Annotated in this window: 11 protein-coding genes and 6 pseudogenes; 12 read left to right on the top strand and 5 right to left on the bottom strand. The window is 57.3% G+C overall.

Annotation, left to right across the window (positions count from 1 at the left end; translation table 11 throughout):
* The first annotated feature begins 50 nt into the window (after positions 1-50).
* On the top strand, positions 51-1,250 hold the full coding sequence (locus tag NGM06_RS00155; protein WP_254268338.1) for a M24 family metallopeptidase: 1,200 nt from the start codon (positions 51-53) through the stop codon (positions 1,248-1,250).
* 221 nt (positions 1,251-1,471) lie between these two features.
* Positions 1,472-1,657 (top strand): SIR2 family NAD-dependent protein deacylase, encoded by a 186-nt coding sequence (locus NGM06_RS00150; RefSeq protein WP_254268337.1) that lies wholly within the window; start codon positions 1,472-1,474, stop codon positions 1,655-1,657.
* 107 nt (positions 1,658-1,764) lie between these two features.
* Here NGM06_RS00150 and NGM06_RS00145 read toward each other — a convergent pair whose 3' ends face one another.
* The gene (locus NGM06_RS00145; RefSeq protein ID WP_254268336.1) at positions 1,765-3,348 is read right to left on the bottom strand and encodes an aldehyde dehydrogenase family protein; all 1,584 of its coding nucleotides are present in this window, start codon (positions 3,346-3,348) and stop codon (positions 1,765-1,767) included.
* A gap of 1,185 nt (positions 3,349-4,533) precedes the next feature.
* Here NGM06_RS00145 and NGM06_RS00140 point away from each other — a divergent pair.
* The gene (locus tag NGM06_RS00140) at positions 4,534-5,805 is read left to right on the top strand and encodes a phage NrS-1 polymerase family protein (RefSeq protein ID WP_438267629.1); all 1,272 of its coding nucleotides are present in this window, start codon (positions 4,534-4,536) and stop codon (positions 5,803-5,805) included.
* Between the two features lie 48 nt (positions 5,806-5,853).
* Here the strand turns inward: NGM06_RS00140 and NGM06_RS00135 are convergent, their stop codons facing one another.
* The 4 genes from NGM06_RS00135 to NGM06_RS00120 all read right to left on the bottom strand — a co-directional run bounded on the left by NGM06_RS00135 (position 5,854) and on the right by NGM06_RS00120 (position 11,109).
* Entirely contained in the window at positions 5,854-6,492 is a 639-nt protein-coding gene (locus NGM06_RS00135) for a DUF7847 domain-containing protein (RefSeq protein ID WP_254268368.1), read from the bottom strand.
* 275 nt (positions 6,493-6,767) lie between these two features.
* Positions 6,768-7,322, bottom strand: a complete 555-nt coding sequence (locus tag NGM06_RS00130; protein WP_254268333.1) for a hypothetical protein — start codon at positions 7,320-7,322, stop codon at positions 6,768-6,770.
* Between the two features lie 89 nt (positions 7,323-7,411).
* Entirely contained in the window at positions 7,412-9,382 is a 1,971-nt protein-coding gene (locus NGM06_RS00125; RefSeq protein WP_254268367.1) for a type IV secretory system conjugative DNA transfer family protein, read from the bottom strand.
* Positions 9,331-11,109 carry an ATP-binding protein gene (locus NGM06_RS00120; protein WP_254268366.1) on the bottom strand — a complete coding sequence of 593 codons (1,779 nt, stop codon included), beginning with the start codon at positions 11,107-11,109 and terminating at the stop codon, positions 9,331-9,333. Before NGM06_RS00120 ends, NGM06_RS00125 begins: the two co-directional genes overlap by 52 nt.
* A 1,249-nt stretch (positions 11,110-12,358) precedes the next feature.
* On the opposite strand from NGM06_RS00120, the pseudogene NGM06_RS00115 reads away from it, so the two are divergent.
* The 9 genes and pseudogenes from NGM06_RS00115 (at position 12,359) to NGM06_RS00090 (ending at position 18,797) form a co-directional block, all read left to right on the top strand.
* Positions 12,359-13,253 (top strand): annotated as a pseudogene (locus tag NGM06_RS00115) (OB-fold nucleic acid binding domain-containing protein).
* Positions 13,254-13,543: 290 nt separating this feature from the next.
* Positions 13,544-14,469, top strand: a pseudogene (locus NGM06_RS00110) (transcription initiation factor IIB).
* A gap of 386 nt (positions 14,470-14,855) precedes the next feature.
* A pseudogene (locus NGM06_RS00105) lies at positions 14,856-15,382 on the top strand (winged helix-turn-helix domain-containing protein).
* On the top strand, positions 15,383-15,832 hold the full coding sequence (locus NGM06_RS24275; RefSeq protein WP_368410457.1) for a toxin-antitoxin system TumE family protein: 450 nt from the start codon (positions 15,383-15,385) through the stop codon (positions 15,830-15,832).
* Between the two features lie 176 nt (positions 15,833-16,008).
* A pseudogene (locus tag NGM06_RS00100) lies at positions 16,009-16,499 on the top strand (DUF7995 family protein).
* 85 nt (positions 16,500-16,584) lie between these two features.
* Positions 16,585-16,794: pseudogene (locus NGM06_RS24270) on the top strand (Fic/DOC family N-terminal domain-containing protein); the annotation flags it as partial.
* Between the two features lie 229 nt (positions 16,795-17,023).
* Positions 17,024-17,110, top strand: a pseudogene (locus NGM06_RS24265) (hypothetical protein); the annotation flags it as partial.
* A 167-nt stretch (positions 17,111-17,277) separates the two neighbouring features.
* Positions 17,278-17,589: a helix-turn-helix domain-containing protein gene (locus NGM06_RS24260; RefSeq protein ID WP_368410499.1), complete on the top strand. Its 312-nt coding sequence runs from the start codon at positions 17,278-17,280 to the stop codon at positions 17,587-17,589.
* Between the two features lie 569 nt (positions 17,590-18,158).
* A complete protein-coding gene (locus NGM06_RS00090) occupies positions 18,159-18,797 on the top strand; it encodes a DUF6735 family protein (RefSeq protein WP_368410456.1) in 639 nt (212 codons plus the stop codon).
* The last annotated feature ends 28 nt before the right edge of the window (positions 18,798-18,825 follow it).

Genomic DNA, 18,825 nt, shown 5'->3' with positions numbered 1-18,825 from the left:
GCGATAGCGTAGCACAACATCTTTCTCACCCGCTACTGGTGAGTTCTCGTATGGACTCTCCCGTCCGAACTCCGGACCCGCCGACGACCGCGTACGACCGACTCTATACTCTGCTCGCCGAGCGAGAGGCCGACGCCTTCGTCCACGTCGGCGATCGGTTCGACGACCTGCTCCGGTATCTCACTCGGTTCTCCGGCCCGGACCGCGACTACGCGTTCGTTTACACCGAGGGACAGGCCGCACTGTGTGCCCCGCGCTTGTTCGCGCAGCAAGCCAACCGCGAGTTCCCCGGTGACCGCGTCTACACGGTCGCCGACCAGTCCGCATTGAGCGCCTCGTCCCGGGCCATGGAGGCGCTCGACGACCTCGCGGATAGCTGTTCCTCGCTTCTCGTTCCGGCCTCTTTCCCGAGCACGTCCTACCGGGACCTCGACGTAGCAGTGGATACCATCGACGTGCTGGATACAGCCGCGGAAGACGTCGGCCGCCGTCGGAAGACTACCGCTGAACGAGCCTGTCACGCCGCCGTCCAAGCAGCGGCCCAACGCGGTATGGCGCGTGCGGAGGCCGTCTTGGCAGCATCGGAACGAGACGGCGACGAACTCCAGTGGGAGGGCTCGCCTCTGACGACCGAACGACTTCGGCGAGAAGTGAACGCGGTCTTGGCGGCCGACGGCGTTCGCGATGCCGATAACACCGTGATAGGTGCGGGCGAAACCTGTACCGACCTCCACTTTACGGGAACGGACGGGATCCATCCCGACGAAACGGTACTACTCGACCTCTCCCCGCGAGGCCCGCACGGCTACTACGGCGATTTCACCCGGACGTTCGTCGCCGGAGAGGTCGACGAGTGGGAGTCTACCGCGTACGCGGCGGTGACGGAAGCCCAGGACGCGGCCCTCGCGGCGCTCGAAGACGGTGCAGGGACCGTGGCCAGTGACGCTCACGCGGCCGCGACCGAGGTCCTGTCGGAACACGGCTTCGCGAGCGGCGAAGTCGACGTCGGGATGTATCACGGGGTCGGACACGGAGTCGGCGTCAGTCTCCACGAAGCCCCGTCGCTGACGAGCGACACCCGACTGGAAGCCGGGAACGTCGTGACCGTGGAACCGGGCGTGTACGACCCGGCGCACGGTGGCGTTCGGATAGAGGACCTCGTCGTGATTACCGAAGACGGCTACGAGAACCTCACTGAGTATCCGCGTGAGCTGACGCCACAGTCGACCCACTCTCGGTGGGAACCGTAGTAGTCGCTGCTAGGCCCGAAGTCGAATGAATTGTCGGTCACAGAGTTCCAAACCGAACGTCACCTTCGTCCGGCATCCGGAAGAGGTCGGCGACCGACTAGGGGCCCGTGGCCCAGCCGAGCGACGAATCCGTGGTCCATTACTGCGTCTAATACGCTTCGACGGGAGTATGTTCTATTCGCTATGGAACATATTTACGGATTCGTGCCCTCTGTTCGCACATGGCCGCGAGTGACTCGCCGCCGATAGGACTCCGACATCCGACAGTGAATCCGCACGCGAGTGCCGACACCTCGACGCACGGTGCGTGCGAATGCAACGACTGTGGCTACGCTGTCGAGTTGGACGACACCCTGCCACCGAAATGTCCCGACTGCGACGGTGCGTTGACGTTCGTGATGTCCTAATCTCCCCTACCGATAAACCAAGCGCCTCGTCTGACTCCTCCCCGGAGCCGTGTCGAGGTTAGAAGTTATCGGATAGCCGTGTCCGGGTCAAAACGAGATTCTCCGGCCTATTCGACACGAGTTCTACTCTGTTCGCGCAAGAACTGTTGGAGATACCAGTAGCCACCTGCGAACTTGCCGGTCGTCCCGGAGAACTTCCAGCCGCCGAAGGGCTGTGCTTGGACCAGCGCGCCCGTGGTCGCGCTCTGAGACCGATTCACATAGCACATCCCGGACTCTATCTCGTGAAACCAGCGGTCGATCTCCGCGTCGTCTTCCGAAAATAGTCCGGCACAGAGGCCGTAGTCGCTGTCGTTGGACTTTGCGATGCCTTCCTGAAGGTCCGAGACGGGGTGGATCGTCACGAACGGGAGGAAGTGTTCCTCGCGAGCGAGGCCGTGTCCGTGGGGGATGTCGGTGACGACGGTCGGTTCGACGTAGCGTCCCTCGGGGAGGTCGTCATCGTCGACGACGGACCCACCAGTCCGAATCGTCCCGTCAGTCCGCGCTTGCTCGGTAATGTTCCGATAGCGCTCGAGTGCGCTATCGTCGATAACGGGGTTGACGACGGTGTCGAGTCTTTCGCCGCGACCGATACCCAATCGTTCGGTCGCCTCCACTAATCGGTCGGTGAACTCGTCGTAGACGTTCTCATAGACGTACACGCGGGAGGTCGCCGAGCACTTCTGGCCGCTGAACGAGAACGCGCCCATCGCGACGCCCTCGACCGCGCCGTCGAGGTCGGCCTCGTCGCTGACGATGACCGGGTTCTTTCCGCCGAGCTCGGCGATGACGGGGCCGCGCTTGCCCTGCTCTCTGAACGCCCGCTCGATGTCGAGACCGACTTCGCGAGACCCCGTGAACGCGACGCCAGCGACATCCTCGTGCTCAGTGAGGGGTTGGCCGACTGTGCTGCCGCCGCCCGTGACCAAGTTGAACACGCCGTCGGGAATCCCCGCGTCGGCGAGGATATCGGCGTACTTGTGGGCGATCAGCGGCGTCGCGCTCGCGGGCTTGGCGACGACGGTGTTGCCAGTGATCATCGCGCCGGCCGTCATTCCCGCGAGAATGGCCAGCGGGAAGTTGAACGGAGCGATGACCGCGAAGACGCCGTACGGTCGCAGCAGGTTCGTCGTGTGCTGGTGGGGCGTCGGTTGGCCGGTGTTGAATTGATAGCCGTCAGAGCACTCCAGTTCGAGGCTGTAGAACCGGAGGAAATCGATGGCCTCGTCGACGTCGGCCATCGCCTCGGTCCTATTCTTCCCGTTCTCAAGCGAGAGCGTAGCCGCCAGTTCGAACTTGCGATCTCGCATGCGGTCGGCGGCGTCCCGGAAGACGGCGGTGTGCGAATCGACGTCGCGGCGCTCCCAGTCGGGGAACGCGTCGGCGGCGGCGCTCACCGCGGCGTCGACTTCGGCTTCGCCGCCCGCGGCGAACTCGCCGATTTCGAGGTCGAAATCCCCAGGACTCGTCACCGTGAATCGGTCCTCGGCCTCGATGGAGTCACCGTCGATGCGGAGTGCGTGGGACGCTCCCAGGTCGGCCCTGACCGACTCCACGGCCGCCTCGTAAGTCTCGTGAAACTCGTCTTCGGAGCCGTCTTGCTGGTACGTGAGCAGCGTTAGTTCGTTCTCGAACTCGAGTGGTTGCACGGGTCTAGGAAGCGGTTCGTGCGTTTATACTTTCGTCTCAGCTTCGTGGGATAGTCCCTCGGTCACTGTAGCAGTTTTTCGCCCTTCGAATTCCGCTTCGCGAGTCTGGGAGGCTTCGTGCTCCGTCGCACTGGATAGGTACCTCAACCCCACCAATTTGCATCAGTTTTTAGGCCCGGACGACTCGGCAAATAGTTCGCTACTTTCTGCGAGGCCCACGCTCTACGGAGATTGCAAACACACCAATGGTGACTTTTCAGTTCCTTCGCTCTGCTTTCCAGACCAGTTCCTCCTACCTCACCTTCAGGATAGGCAATACGACGGCAGTTCACAAACTAGCTAATTTCCGAAAGATACGCTGCGTGAGTGGGTGTAGACTCTGCTTTTACGTTGTTCTTTTGTTGGTGTTCTAGGGCAATCGGACGATTCTACGTATTGCTTGGGTTCTCTGGAGAGACACTATGTACGTCCGGATTCGCGTCTGTGAGGGGTCTGGTGATTCTGCACGTAGCGGGGTCCGATTCTGAGTGGATGGCGGTAGAAAGAGAATTTGACGGTACATCCCCGGTTTTAATGTCGAATTCGGGTGTTTCGCCGGAATAGATTCAGGGGAGTTCTCCAGTTCGTGCTGAATGCGAAATGGGGTCGTGAAGGCTTCTGCAAAGAGAGAATCGCCTAATCGGTCGTCGTAGAATGCGCTCCTGTAGTGTTTCCCGTTACGAGGTGGGGCCGAATTACTGGATACACCCTAGCTGCGCTGTCGAATTTTCGGGAATTCCTCGCTGAGGCTCAGTGCAACTCGAGCCTATCTGCTAGTTTTAGCGTCTCTCCCGATCGGTATCGAATCAGGTGGTCTGTTCATGCTACGTGCGCGAGACTGAGAGAACGGGGTAAAAGGGTACATCGTCCACGAGAGTCGTTCTTTCGGGTGATTCACGAAGTGTGAACGGCCTCGGGCAAGTAGTTCGGGGGAACGCTCGTTATTATGAGGAATTAGAGATTGCCGAACGACTTCGAGATATCCGCCTGCTTATCCTGTCGGTTTAGACGAGAGTTGGAAAGCTGTGAAGTAAAGATGTGTCGGTGCGCGTGTTGAAATCGGTATCTAGTACCATCAAGTACCCCGGTTGCATTTGTGCCGGTACTCTGGGACCGAGTCGCTTCGACGGCGTCCCTCGATTCGAGATGACAATGCTTCCGACTACCTCCGACCTTCCCGAACTGCTTGTTGAGTACGACCAGTGGGTGTGCTGGCGCGAACAGACACGTGGGGATAAACAAACGAAGGTTCCCGTGAATCCCCACACGGGCCGGTTTGCGTCCGCGACTGACGACGAGACATGGGGGAGTTTCGAGACGGCACGCGAGTATGCAGTTGATGGATCGGCTAACGGGCTCGGCTTCGTCTTCTGTAACGACGATCCCTTCGTGGGGGTCGACCTCGACGACGCTCGTGACCCAGAGACGGAAACGCCGACTGACTGGGCGAAATCCATTATCGACGAACTCAACTCGTACACCGAAATCAGTCCGTCTGGAACGGGATATCACGTCCTCATCGAAGGTGAACTCCCGCCCGGACGGAACCGACGAGGTGACGTTGAACTCTACGAAACTGCTCGATTCTTTACCGTCACCGCCAACCACGTTGAGACGACTCCGACCGATATTATCGAACGTACAACGGCTCTCGCTGGCGTGTACGCCGACCACGTCGCCGACGAGGACGAACCTGAGAACACAGACAGCGAGCGAAACACGGAATCCAGTGACGGGGATGACGAACCCACCGAAACGGAAACAAGTAGCATCGAAGCGTCCACATCACCGAACGAGGCGCTCTCGGACGAGGCGTTGCTCGCTCGGGCGCGAGCAGCGTCCAACAGCGCGAAGTTCGAGCAACTCTGGCGTGGTGATACCCACGGATATGACAGCCAATCTGAGGCGGATATGGCGCTTGCATGCCTGCTCGCGTTCTGGACTGGCGGCGATACCCACCGAATGGATCGGTTGTTCAGGCGGTCGGGCCTCATGCGTGAGAAATGGGATGCCGTCCACTACGCTGACGGAAGCACGTACGGTGAGAAGACGATCGAGCGTGCAGAGAACGTGACGACTGAGTACTACTCGCCGAGCGGAGAGCAGGGTCAGCAAGCACAGGCAGAATCGGACACGGGAGAGTACGATTCGTCTGTTAACTCGGTGGCGGACTCCTCATCAGTCGCTGGCGTTCAGCCGTCCGACAACGAAGGAACCGTCTACGAACGGGAGAAAGCACGCATCGAGACGATTACGAGGCTCGAGCAGCGACTTCGTGAACTCGAAGCCGAGAACGAACGTCTTCGGGACGAACGAGATATCGAGCGTGCAAAACGGAAAGCACTCGAAGACGATACCTCACAGGAGTCTTCGCCCACTGGGATTATCTACCGGCTCAAACGGGTTCTATCTGGATGAAATGGGCGGTGGGGACCCGTGGAGTGATGCGTACGGAACGAGTCTGCATTACGTTCTCTCTTCAGCTGTTTCGACACGTGGCTCGTTCTCCATCGCGGTAAGTTGGTTGTAGGTTTGTGCGACCGTGGCGAGGAAAAAGACACCGAAAAAGGCAGATCCGAGTTGTGCAATCAGAAACCCGAGGATATCGGGGAGAAAGATTCCGGGGATTCCGAAACCGATGCTGACTAGCAGTGCGATGATTGCGACGACGATGCCGAGTCCGAACAATCGTAGTCGATGGCCGCGGGTCAATCGCCAGCTGTTCCGGAACCCTTCGATGAAGTTCTGATCCTCGACGGCGACATAGACCTCCCAGAAAAAGAGGCTCACGAGCAGGAACAAGCCTGGAACAACGAGAAAGAGGAATCCGATAGCGATGGTGATTCCAAAGATGATGCCTCCGATGATGAGGTTCAACCCCGCCCACAAGAGGTTGTGTCTAAAGTGCGCTTCGGGTATCTGCTCTGTTTCTTCACTTACGAACGTCCGTAGTGCACCGATTGTAACGACTATGGAGATGATTCCGAGAAGCAACGAGAGGAGGCTAGTGAGTACCGGTGAGAGACCCAACGATGGTGCGTAGGGCTGCATCCCTTCAACAGGAGCAGGCCCCATACCCGGCCCACCAACTGGGTCCGGAAGCATAGCCGGTTGGTGGAGTGGGCGAGAACAATCCCTCAAGAAGAGAAATCAGGTAGAAAATACCGATGAAGAGTAGCCCATTTCGTGCGACAGTCCGTTCATATCCATCACTCACAACGCCTCCAATATCAATTGGCATGCGTATAGTCCAGCACCACGTCAACTACGAAAAAGATGGTAGCCGATGAAAAGCGCTTAGAAAGAGAGCCTTGATTCCCGTAGACGGCTATTAGACACTTTGGAACTGGTTGAACCTCTAATGTGCATACCTGCGCGGGTTATCCTCCAAAGTGGTCTTCTGCGATTGCTTTCAAGGAGTCGTCCGGATATGAGTCTGAGGAGATATCCTGTGACTCCATCGAGTTGACGAGATCACGAACACGGTCAATATCCGAAGCCGCTATCTGAGCAATATTGAATCCCTCTTGACCACAGTAATTCATCTGCTCTGAGAAGGAACCTTTCTCGATCTCATCCTGAATATCGCTGTATAGAATCTTTGGGTCAAGTTCCTGAACCGCTGAGAACCTAAGGCGAGCACCATCCGACTCACTAAGGATGACGCTATCTACGGTCAGAAGATGACTGAGACAAGCGCCGTGTTCGTCGACACTTCCAGTACAGTAGAGGAGCCCTTCATCTCCAGGTGAAATGCTGTTCCATGCCTCTCGTCGTCCATATCCCTCTCGTTTCCAGAATGGACTTGCGTTAAAGTACTCGCCATGCTTGAGTGGTTCATCACAAAAGCGTGGGCCTTTCGCGCCAGCAACATACCGAGGGTCAGCTTTCTCCTGAATGGAATGTCCACTTACCTGAATGAGGAATGCCGACATAGGTACTTAGCGAATCCTTCCCTCTATCTTATTAAATTACAGGTATACTATTTCGCGTCTCTCCCTCGATAGAGTCCCTATTTCCCTTATCACGGTGATTCGAGGTCGAGCAGCGACCCCCGAACATACCCGAGCGTATGAATCTCTGAACACCCCGGCGCATCGAGCCGGAACGCTCGTGGAGGTGAGGAGCGACTGTACTCCTTTTCCACCCGTCGATCACCAGTCGGCGGCTCGTTCAACGCCTCCAGCACGTCGTGAGCGGCATCCCGGTTCTTCACAATCCAAATAGCATCCTCGGGGTCGAAGGCCGCCATCTTGTCGTAGTCCTCCGGGACTGCTCGGAGGATGTCATGGTTCGCACGCTCGGCCTCAACGACAGCCTGAACGTTTCCGTCAGCGTCGAGGCCTGCAACGTCCAGTCGGTGACCATCGTCGAGTTCGTAGTACGGAACCACCTCGACTACGTCTGAATCGGAGTCGTTCGCGTAGGCGTCTTCGACGTATTGACGACCAATCTCAACCATCACGCGATGGAGGCTCGACTCTCCAAGGTCACCGACACCGTGGCCGTACGCAATTCCTTCGCGGTGGGCAACCTGGATTTCACTTCGGCCGTCCGCAGTCACCGTGTAGAGACGGTGTGGGTGGTCACAGTCAATACGGAGTAGATCATCGTCGACGAGTTCGTCTACTGCTTCGGATTCAATGCCGACGTACTCTTGGAGGCGGAGCATGCTGTCCCAACAGATGTCGTACTCCCATTCGGGATCATACTCGCCTTGATGGGCCGCATAGACGACCTGCAGGAATGCGAGTTGGCGGTCGGAATACTCACTTTCCTCGCGCTCCTGTGGCGAGAGGGTTAGACTGACCTCACAGATGGGAATCTTGTCGCGGTCAATACGGTCGAGGCTCGAACAGCACTTGATACCGCGCTTTAGGCCAGCAGGCGAAGGGTCGTGGCGACTCTCACACCCCGTGCAGACGATAGCGTGGGCGTCTTCATTGTATTGAATGCAAGTGGGCAGTCGCTTCGTGTAGGGAAGCGCTGAATCGACGCGTGTGTTGGTCGTCTCAGTAGCGGGAGAGCCGTTTTTGCTTCCAGGAGCTTGAACGGTGGTACTCGGTCGCGACTGTGCTTGCCCATCTGCGAGGAAATCGAGTCCGTAGTCGAGCCGCGTTCGGTCCTTGACGCTGTCGAGAAGTGCCTCGAACGCCAGCGACTGTGTTTCAGTTAGTGGGTCATCGCCTTCGGGGTGTCCCGGTGGCAGCGGAGCCGACGAAAGGAGGAACGGACGTGGTTCTCGGTCTTGGAATCCAGCCGGAAGGCTGGCGAACCACTGTCCACGGCGGAGTGCCCGCAAGCGATTGCCGACCTCACTCGGAGGAATGTCTTCGGTTGCAAGTCGTTTTTCGAGATCTGAGTCGACCGCGACGTTTCCCGTGATGATGGTCGAGATGTTGTTCAGAATCTCGGCGTAGGCTTCCGTGTCCGTATTCCGGACTTGTGCTGGAAACTGCATGGCGAGCGTCACCGAGAGGTGAAATCCTCGGGATTTGGCGAGCAGGTCGGTCATCAGGCCTGAGGCCGCGACCTCTGCGGCCTCCTCAACGTAGAGGTTTACCAGTGGCAGGTCGTCCGTAGCGTTATCTTGGTAGTCGTCTTCAGGTAAATCCCTCTCTTTCGTGTGGAGACGTTGACGCCGCCGAAGTGCCGTCCAGAGGTTCGAGAGTAAGACCAGCGTAAGCGCCCGCCGACTCTCCGTTCGCAGACCGCTCGTGTCGAAGATTACGACGGCGTCCTCGTCGAGTACGTCGAAGAAATCGAACTCCGGGTCAGGCGCTGTTTCGTCCCCGTCTATCCTCGCTTCGGTCGTATTCTGTGGAACGTGATTGAAAAGGTGGGCGAGGCGGTCGTCAAGCGGGACTTTCTCGATTCGGTTCATCACGCCCTGCATGAGTTCGTCGAACGAGCGCTTGCTGTTCGTGACGACACCGCCGAGCATCACCGCGAGGTCGTCGTCAGTAACGGGCGGTGCGTCTCGCGTCTCAGCCATCTGTGTGGCTTTCTGCTGGAGGTCGCGATGGCTGAACGCGTCCGCTCCGTGGACCGGGTCGAACAGCGCTTTGACAGGTACCGGATGATGTCCGGCGACCGGACCGCACGTTCGAATCGGTCGCGGCCCATGATACCGATGAGAAGCTCAATGTAGTGATCGACCGTGTTCTGCACGGCCGTCGCCCGGTCGATACCCGCCTCAAGTTGTGGCCGAATATCGAAAAACGAGAGCGCCGGGAGTGTTTCAGCACAGTCGAAGTAGTAGACGTTGTCGAGGTTGCCGTATTTGGCGTAGTGCGCTCGTAGGTACTCGACCGGCATACCATCGCCCTTCGGTTCGATGAGAATCGAAGCCCCGCTGGTCGCGGCGTGGTTGTCGAGCATTCCCGTCGTGAGTCCAGTCGACTTCCCGGACCCGGTTTTCCCGAACCATGCGACGTGTAGGGGTTGTAGCTCAGGTGGAAGTGCGATCGGGTCCGTGGGGGTGTCGTCCTGGGAGAGGGGCTGGCCGAGCGTGAGGCCCGACGTCCGGTACTGGGTGAGTTGTTCCTTCGTGGGCCGTGGGAGTGCAGTTTGTTCTCCCCGAGACGGGGCAAGTGCTCGCGTTCCCGCTGTGGTTAAGGCTGCACCATCGAGGAGACAGAAGTTTGTCACTTCCGTCGCGTCAGCGACAATACCGGAACTAGTGTTTGTTGTCCCCGGAATTTTCGTTGCGAGTCGCTCGTAGTTTGGTGGCTGGAATTGGCGTTCCCGGATTGCATCAAAGACGGCGACACCATCACTTCCCGTGTGAACTGTACCATTAATCTCGTAGCTCGTCCGGCTCACGTCACTAAACGCAGACGTTAGTTCTCGGACTGCCCGCTTTGGGTCTTCAGTCGGAGGTTCGGTATCGCTCTTGTCTGTGATAGCGATGGCGCGTGCGTTCACCTCGAACGAACGACGAGCATCCTTGGCTTCGAGTTCTGCGAGGCGCTCTTCGTCACTCGCTGGAAGAGCAGGGTTCGACTCGTCGGGTGAACCAAGGACCGCGTTCGCCAGTTGTCCGCCGAGAGTGTCGATGTTCATCTCGATGTCGAGACGGCGGTCTTCGAGGTCGTCGGTCCAGTCTAGTTTCGGGCGGAGTAGAGCTTGGTAGACCATCGGCAGGTCACGCTCAGCCATCGTCTCGACGACTGCCGTCAGCGGAACTCGGGCATGGTCGTCTTCGTCGTGACTCGTAAACTCCTCGAACGGCGTGAGTTTGGTCTGCCAATCACGGCGTCTATCGGTCTGGCCCTGAAACTCAACGCCAGCGATTTTAGTGGCTTCACTATCTGCTCCGTCGGCCATCTCATCGGATAGTGTGAGTTGGTCAGCGTGCCATTCCACACGGTCAAACTCGTACGAGTTCGGGAAGACGCCACGGAGAATGCGTTCTAGTTCATCGACCGTGTCTTGCTCGTCGATACCGACGTAGTAGGAGAGCGAAGATTCCGTGTTGGAAACAAGGAGGAACTCTAGCGTGGGACGGATCGGTCCTCGGAAACGGTCGAGGATGCCGTCTGGTTCAGGGTACGTGATTTGTTGCAGTCGCTTGAACTGGCGCTGTATCGTCTTCGGGTTGAGGGCGTTGTCGGTCGGTTGAACACGAATGTATAATCGGGTTGACTCACCGTCAGTTGTTCGATGGTTTGTTAGATTGTCTCGACTATCAGAGGGAGTGGAGGCTGTAGGTTCTTCCATAGGTTTGTGCGTAGCTAGGGGTGGACAGATTCTCCCACTCAGAATCAACGGATAAAACCCTTCTCTCTGTTGGTGATAGGTATTTCAGGTAGAAAACCACCCTTTCGGAGGTGTTGTTCGTCAGTAGATATCCCCGGTGAGATTTACCGTTCCATTCAGAATATTCTGGTATGTATTTCGTTGAGATTGAAGGGACGTTACTCGATTCGCAGAGGAGCAAGGTGGCTAAGATAGACCGTTATTTTATGGAAATCTAGCAGGACGCGGCTTGACAGGGTTTTCTCTCAATGTCTCTCAGCCTACCCGATTCGGACACGTTCTCGGCATGCGAGATGTTCACGGACTCTCTTCGGATCTCCGGCCCCACATCGATTACCACCCCCGAAACCGACTCTCTCGGAAGTAAAACTTGCCCTTTCGCTCCCGTAAGTCGCTCAAGGCGACCTTCGGTCGCCGGACAAGCCGATCAAGTATTACAACCGAGAGAGCCGGGACCAGGGGTATGGCAATCGAGTGGACCTACGAACCGGAAGACAGTTGCGATGAACACTTCGCATGCCCTGTGAGCGCGTCCGCATCGGGTGTGGCTGAAGTCGACTGTACTCGATGTGGCGCAAAGGGCATCAGTCACTAACTAACCCACCTTCTCACTTCGTGGAGTGACAATATCGCTTGGAACGCCAACCTTAGAGTTTGGACACGGGCTACCCTCGCTCGTTGAATTGGTCGACTTACTCGTCAAAGAACTTGATATCATCCACAGTACGATTTGAGGTGGCTCCGGAATCGGTATCTGGACCTATGTTCAGAAGACGGCACACCCCGCGCGCCGCATGCCGCCCTCCGCATCGCTCGCGACAGACCATTCCGGGCATGCGGCGCGAAGCGCCGTTCCGGGCTAAAGTGAATGTGCCTTCGACGCCAGCGGGTCTCCCGTTTCGGTCCCGGACTTCCGGAGGCTTCCGGGACGCTCCGCAAGCTCCGCCCCGCGACGGACGTAGTTGCGTCGCGGACGAAACGGGGACTCCGCTGGACGCTTGCTCCGAGCGGGTCGGCGCTCGGTGCTGGATGGTAGACCTCCGATAGCGCTCTCGCTCGCGCCCGGCAAGCCGGGCGAAGGCGCGAGCGAGAGCGTGCATGTCGGAGTAGTCGGTGAAAACGAGAAAGCCACGGCTGGAGAGTCGTGGTGTCGGAAGAAGACGCCGAGTGAGCGCCTTCGAGCGGTAACCCTGGTCAATAGGAGCTACCAATGTCGAGTAAGAACGCTGCAGCAAGGTTGTTTCGGTCGATGAACAGGCATTCGAACAGACGGACGAGCAAGCGGTCGAGGAAGCCAACTTCGAGGTCGTCGATGAAACCCCGGAGTTCCGAGCGACGGTGCAGATGGAGACGCAGGGAAAGGTGGATGCGAACCACCCAGACGGAGTCGTCGAGACGAGCGACGAACGGATAGAAGGCGTGACCCTCAAACAAGAAGAGCGTATTAGAGCGCGCGAGGCTGAACTGGAGCGCATCAGCGCACAGGCCGAACTTGGAACGAAAGACGGTCGGGCGAAGCGAACGAGAATCAATGCGGCAAAGGGCAGCGCGAAACGTCGGAAGGAGTTCCAGAAACGAGCGGCGAGCGTGGACCCACCAGCGGACCCAGACCGGCCGGACCCGCGCGAGGAGCGACTCAGGATGAACTGGCGAGCGTGAACGAGCAGACGAGACGGTTAGATGCGAAACTCGATGGTTGGTCGAGAGGCGCAATCAGTCGGCGGCTGGCCGAGCGAGTAGTCGAAGGGGCGAGTATCATGAGTGCGGTCGTCGGAGTGTACGAAGAGCTTCAGACGGGTCCGGGACAGGTGACCCCAATCGGAAAGGTTGAGGACGTGAACCGGAAGGAGGTGAGCATCGAGGGGCGTGTGACCCAATTGTGGGACGCAGATTCACCCGCGATTCAGCAGGTCGGGTTACTCGAGGACGAGAGTGGGCGAACCAAGGTGACTGTCTGGAGGAAATCAGACCAGCCGTGGCTGGAGGAAGGCGAGCGTGTCCAGATTCGCGGAGCGGCGCGGAACTGGTACGAGGGGCGTGTCTCGTTGGCCGTGACCGGGTGGTCGTCGATGTTCTTCCCTGAGCGTGGCCGGTGGTGGGAATAGCGCATTAGACGGTCTTCTTCTTTTTGAGACCATCCACCCGACGCCCGCCGCCCCACCCTCCGCTCCGTGCTCACTTCGTTGCGCGCGCAGCCACGACCGTCTAAACAGAGGACAGTAGTCGGTCGTCAGTTCAGAAGCAACGTAGCGATGATCAGTCTATACGCTCAGCAGATATCCAAGGCCAATTAGGTCGTCGACTGAAGACGGTGTGCGTCACGGGAGAGTTTTATACACCCCACGAGGGGCGAGGGTGTCGAATCGGCGACATCCTCGAACAAGTTGTGATATCTATGGCGAGTAGTGCTATCTACGAGACGGCGTTCGACGAAGACGTACAGGACGAGAGTAACCAGTGTCCGGAGTGTGACGGATGGGTCACTACCAACGTAGCCGAGACCGTCTGCGAGGAGTGTGGACTCGTTCTCGAGGAGGAACGTATCGACCACGGGCCGGAGTGGCGGTCGTTTACTGACGACGAGCAGAACCGAGAGCGTACGGGTGCGCCGCTGACGGCGACGCACCACGATCGGGGCCTCTCGACGGAAATCGGGCGTGGGACCGACGCGAACGGGAACGAACTCTCCGGGCGAAAGCGCCGGCAACTCGGTCGACTCCGCCGGGAACAGTCCCGCGGGCGCTTCCAGTCGAAAGCCGAACGCAACCTCGCACACGGCTTCGGTGAAGTCCGTCGCATCAGTAGCGCGCTCGAACTCGCTGAGGCAATTCGTGACCAAGCGTGCCAACTCTTCCGGAGCGCCCAAAATGAAGACCTCCTTCAAGGCCGCTCAATCGAAGCGATGGCCGCGGCGAGTGTTCACGGTGTATGCCGGTGTAACGGTCTCTCGCGAACACTTGAAGAGATTACCGAGCGGCTCGGGTCGAGCACGCCCGAGTGAGGACTGCGTATCAGACGCTGAATACGGAACTCGGCCTTCCCACCCAGCCGGTGAGGCCGAGTGGATTCATTCCACAGGTAGCCACAGAACTCAATATTCCCGAACAGATTCGGCATCGTGCCCGGCAATTAGCGGACCAAGCAGAATCAGTAGGTGTCGCTTCAGGCGCGGATCCGTCAGGATTCGCCGCGGCGTGCTTGTACAAAGCAGGCTGTGACGCTGGCCGCTTGATGGTCCAATCAGAAGTCGCACGGGCCGCGAGTGTCTCGACGGTGACCATCCGCACCCATCGGGATACATTAGACGAACTCGCTGTGTAAATGCACGTGTTTCCCTGGCACCGATTCCTTGGTTTCGAGACCGTCTCCGATGACGAGTGGAGCGGTCAGCCAATGTGGGAATGCGACATCTGCAGTACACCCCGATACGGACGAATCCCGAAGCAGACCAATAGACGGAATACCGAGGTCGGTCTTGTATAGAGCTTAACCAACAGACGGGGGTGTGTTAGCGTCTGTTGGTTAATTGTAGACAGATTTACGCCTCCCTCTCGATTGGATGGTTGGTTTGGGAGAGTGAATAGCGAACGAGCCACAGATTACTACGAATCAATGCCGAGGGTATTTGCTGTCCTCACAACAGACTAACTCTTGCATATATTTGAAGGATACAAAGATATATTGAGTTCGGCTGCGTAGAGCCAGCTATGACAGAGTTTGATCCAACCCCAGAATCCGAGGGTTCGCAACGGCGATGGCAGGAAGGAACAGACACGTTTGGCCGTATCTACGATGTTATCCTCGGGATTACGTCGCCGACGACGTATACCGAGATCGCAGAGCTTGCAAATTGCTCGTCGAACGCCGCGAAAAAGCACCTCGACCGTTTGACGGAGATGGGCATCGTCCGCGCAGACAGAGACAGTCGTCCGCCAAAGTACGAACGAAACGAGGGGTACCTCGAATGGCAGGACGCCAGCCGAATCGCAGACGAACTCACTCTCGAAGAGATAATCGACCGCGTGAAAGCACTCGAAGAACAGCGCGCTGAATACGAGTCCCAGTTTGGGACAACAGAGCCGCAGACGTCTCTGTGTTCGACTACGACAATCATGAGACCATCCACGAACGGATGACAGCGGTCAGCGAGTGGCAGGGCGTGATTCGGGATATTCGGCTATACGAACTCGCTCGCCAACTCTCGCAGAACGATGGCCATCTGATTCCAGCCTAAATGAGTCAGCCACCAGAGGATTCAGTGCCTAACTCAACAGGGCCACCGGACCGACAGACGTTGCGCCTCCTAGAGCGACACCTCGCATCGGATTCGCTCGTCGACGAAACAGCATTCGACCCTGATTCGTACGAACCGCGTCTGCTCCAAGCACTCCTTGATACTGGACGATACCCAGACTCGGTGACAGCGGTTCGCCTCGACATCCGATGGTTTACGACTGGTGACTTCTCGATTCATTATGTCGAAGAACACGACGAGGCGGACCAGTGGGAGTGTCGCTGGGATCGCCATCCAAACACGCACAACACACGGTTGCACTTCCATCAGCCCCCATCTGCGACCGAGATTACCGATCTTGAACTTCCCTCACTCCATCCACTCGAAGTGTACTCAACCGTGCTTACGGCGATTGAGCAACGGCTTAAGAGCCTGTGGTCATCCGAATAGGTAACCACCATACCGCAGATATCGGGTTTGTTGGTTAACTGCAGGTCTGCCCCGACTTCGTCTCTGTTAAATAATCAATCTCAGCCGTAGTTTTTCTGCGCCGGCGATGAGTGCCGGCGCACCAGCCAGTAGCGCAGAATATAGTCGCGTGCGTCGGCGAACTGAAGTGAGAATTAATGCATATGGTCATTTACTCGCAGTAGAGGAATCGACACGAGACGAAGCACTCGCGACTGGGAAGACGGTGTTCGACCAACTCGTCGGAGCTAGTTCACATTCAACGGCGGTGTTCGACTACTATGTGACATTCGATGAGTCAGGCATGTCAGTCGCTGGTAAAGCCCGGTGGGGTGACTTGCCAGTAGCAGCGCCCGTCGACTCCGACGATGGTCAGGAACTGCTGGAACGTGGGTGGGAGGCGACGAAGAGCGAGTTCAAGCGGAATCTCGATCGGGTACGGGATGCGATCGAGGAACTGAGCGACGAGGAGATCATGCGCGACAAAGGGCTTGCTCGGCATGCGTTCCACCAAGTAGGCGCGTACGATGGTCCCACCATCTTCCTGTACGACGAACACGGGAGCGGCATCCGGCATCGAGACCACCTCGACCGCATCCTCAACGAGAGCGAGAATCTCTGGATTGTCCCCGGTGACGTCCATTATTGAGCGCCCGAGCTAGCCAAGGACTGCAATGGACTGGACGAGATTTTGGGCTGAGATATCCGACTAGACACGTGACCTCGTTGCCGATGCCGCGTATCAAATCGACCGTGTGGACGGAATTAGCTCGACGGTAGACTTCTCCGCGGTTCTCTGCACCTCGCTTATTCGTATTGAGGCTGTCGAATCTGCCCAAATCGAAGGCGCAGATGTCGCATGTCAGGACATCGAAGCGTCCCACACCCAACATCCCTCCGGCGAGACTGACGCGAGACTGACACTACAATCGAGAAAGACCTGAAAGAGGCCCTCAACTACGAGAGCGCACTTACATATGGCCTAGAGAAGATCGAGAGCGGGAGTTCGATCACGCTCTCACTCATCAAAGAACTTCACTCGATGCTCCTCGAAGACGTCCGTAACGACGGTGACGTCGTCGGTGACTTCCGTGACCATATGGTTCATTTAACGAGCCCACAGTCGGGACAACGTCCGTTCGTCCCACCAAGCCCAGACGGACTCGATGAACCATGCAGTCGCTTGAATCGTACATCCAGATGGGAGGACAATACCATCCGCTCATCGACGCCGCGATCATCCACTACTTCTTCGAGATAGTGTATCCATTCTCGGACGGCAACGGTCGCCTTGGCCGTCTCCTCATCATTCTCTACTTGGCGAGCGAAGGCTATCTGGAAAGTCCATACATTTACCCGAGTGCCTACTTCAATCGCCACAAAGTCGAGTACGTTGAACGGATGCGCGCGGTAAGCGAGGAAGGTGCGTGGGACGAGTGGCTCACGTTCTTCCTCGAAGGCTGCAAACGCAAGCCGAAACATCATACAATCGAACCCACGAGCTCCGTGACCTCCAACAGCGATACGAAAAGGAGTACCCAGGTAGTACGAGCACGGACGAATTCGCCCGTCAATTACTCCAGTACCCCTATTTCACTGCACCTGACCTCGTGGAGTATCTCGGTGTCTCACGACGGACTGCCTACAAAATCGTCGACAACCTCGAAGCAGATGGTCTCATCGAAGAAGTAACCGGGAAAGAGTACAAAGCAGTCGACGTATTCGACATTCTCAAGTGAATTCTTGGTTGGATAATACACTCGAATCTACTTCGAGATCCGCCAAGTGGTTCTTTCTGCGCCTGCAGGGGTGCAGGCGCATTCCGTTTCGTGCCTGTCTGAAAGACTATGAGTACGAAACGTTCTAATCTCGATATCCCAGAGCGCGAACTCGAACGACTACTTGCGAAGCACGCTGAAGCAGGAATCCCCGAACTGGTGCTTGTCGAAGTGCTTCGAGACTACGCTACGACCATCGAAACAGTAGGCTATATCCCGCGAACGTGGCGACCGAGCGAATACACCGGAAATGAGTCTTCCACGGGACGGAAGCGATGACCGCGACCTTTTTCCGCCGTACCTTGTTCGGGAGGCCGCAGGAACCTACCTTCGTCTACGAATGTCGACGATGTGGTACCACAGTTGACGCCCACGATGAGGAGTGTCCGTATTGTGGTCCAACAGATATCGTCGAGTACGAAATACCCTGAGGAGTCTCACCCGTTTCTGGCGACCTACTACGCGACGTTGAGTTTTTCTCCCCCTGAGGGTTGCGGGGCCTCGTTCGGAAGTCCCGCAGGTGAACCGAAATGGGACATCGTGCATTGGTCGCATACGAACGGCCCGACGAGTTGTATAACCTCCATTATTCGCACAACGGTGGACTCCACCTTCGACTGAAACGAGAACTAACGTCACGTACACCCTTCGGGGGTAAGGAGACTAACTCCAGACAAGAATTGTTGACTGAGCTTCTCGAATCGACTGATAGCACAGACTCGATCGTCGAAGCGTTTCTCGGAGCAGACGATCGACCACAGACAGCAGTCGACGTGAAGCCGAAAACGACCCGACTGACGAAAGACGAAATCCTCACGGAGTATCTGAACTACGCTGACACCGAAGCCTTCTACGTTGTTTCGAGCGAGTTCGACGTAACAGCATACCGGGTTCACTGGTTTGGTCTTTACAATGTCGCCGATACCGCCGAAGCGAGTCCACTTTACGGATACGGTGCGCTTCGGACTGTTCGATGGTACGATGGCGAATCTGTTGGAGATGGCTTCGTGCAGGGCGAGTTTAAGACGCTGAAACGGATTACTGGCGACTTGCTCGACCGCGGCGTCTTCACCCACGAGGAGGCCGTTGAGTACCTGAAACAGAAACTCATCGCGTGGACAGACGAACGAACAGAACTCATTATTCGGACTTCCTCCGTGTCGCACTAACGGTTCTATCCACCTCTGATGGGCGAGA

It is taken from the genome of Halorussus aquaticus, assembly GCF_024218795.1.
In the GTDB taxonomy this organism is placed as follows: Archaea; Halobacteriota; Halobacteria; order Halobacteriales; family Haladaptataceae; genus Halorussus; species Halorussus aquaticus.
This window is presented reverse-complemented; position numbering and strand designations above follow the sequence as displayed.

What these genes read in the sequence shown, in the direction of transcription:
- NGM06_RS00155 (WP_254268338.1), top strand. Translation starts at nt 51, where the DNA reads ATGGACTCTCCCGTCCGAACTCCGGACCCGCCGACGACCGCGTACGAC.
- NGM06_RS00150 (WP_254268337.1), top strand. Translation starts at nt 1,472, where the DNA reads ATGGCCGCGAGTGACTCGCCGCCGATAGGACTCCGACATCCGACAGTG.
- NGM06_RS00140 (WP_438267629.1), top strand. Translation starts at nt 4,534, where the DNA reads ATGACAATGCTTCCGACTACCTCCGACCTTCCCGAACTGCTTGTTGAG.
- NGM06_RS00135 (WP_254268368.1), bottom strand. Translation starts at nt 6,492, where the DNA reads ATGCTTCCGGACCCAGTTGGTGGGCCGGGTATGGGGCCTGCTCCTGTT.
- NGM06_RS00130 (WP_254268333.1), bottom strand. Translation starts at nt 7,322, where the DNA reads ATGTCGGCATTCCTCATTCAGGTAAGTGGACATTCCATTCAGGAGAAA.
- NGM06_RS00125 (WP_254268367.1), bottom strand. Translation starts at nt 9,382, where the DNA reads ATGGCTGAGACGCGAGACGCACCGCCCGTTACTGACGACGACCTCGCG.
- NGM06_RS00120 (WP_254268366.1), bottom strand. Translation starts at nt 11,109, where the DNA reads ATGGAAGAACCTACAGCCTCCACTCCCTCTGATAGTCGAGACAATCTA.
- NGM06_RS24275 (WP_368410457.1), top strand. Translation starts at nt 15,383, where the DNA reads ATGAGTCAGCCACCAGAGGATTCAGTGCCTAACTCAACAGGGCCACCG.
- NGM06_RS00090 (WP_368410456.1), top strand. Translation starts at nt 18,159, where the DNA reads ATGGGACATCGTGCATTGGTCGCATACGAACGGCCCGACGAGTTGTAT.